Genomic DNA, 455 nt, shown 5'->3' on the forward strand with positions numbered 1-455 from the left:
AAACAGCCCCGACGGTAGCGAGAAATTCAGGCTGCCGCCCTGTGCCAGCGTCTGTGGCGGAACGGTGCCGGAGACCACGGGCGCATCGTTGACGTTGGTGACGCTCAGGGCAAAGGTGGTATTGACCGAGGCCGCGCCATCGCTGGCGGTGACGCGGATGCTCAGGTTGCCGACATCACCGCTGCCCGGCGTACCGGAGAAGGTGCCGGTGGCAGGGTTAAACGTCAGCCAGGCAGGCAGCGCCGTGCCGTCAGCCTGCGTGGCGCTGAGCGTCAGGGTGTCGCCGATATCGGGATCGGTAAAGAGTCCTGACGGTAGCGTGAAGTTCAGGCTGCCGCCCTGTGCCAGCGTCTGTGGCGGAACGGTGCCGGAGACCACAGGGGCATCGTTGACGTTGGTGACGCTCAGGGCAAAGGTGGTATTGACCGAGGCAGTGCCGTCGCTGGCGGTGACGC

General features: G+C 65.7%; 1 protein-coding gene. It reads right to left on the reverse strand.

Annotated elements, in window-relative coordinates:
* The coding region (locus tag OI69_RS18765; protein ID WP_039354257.1) for a putative Ig domain-containing protein at positions 1-455 on the reverse strand (455 nt) is incomplete at both ends.

The organism is Pectobacterium fontis, from assembly GCF_000803215.1.
GTDB classification, from domain to species: Bacteria; Pseudomonadota; Gammaproteobacteria; order Enterobacterales; family Enterobacteriaceae; genus Pectobacterium; species Pectobacterium fontis.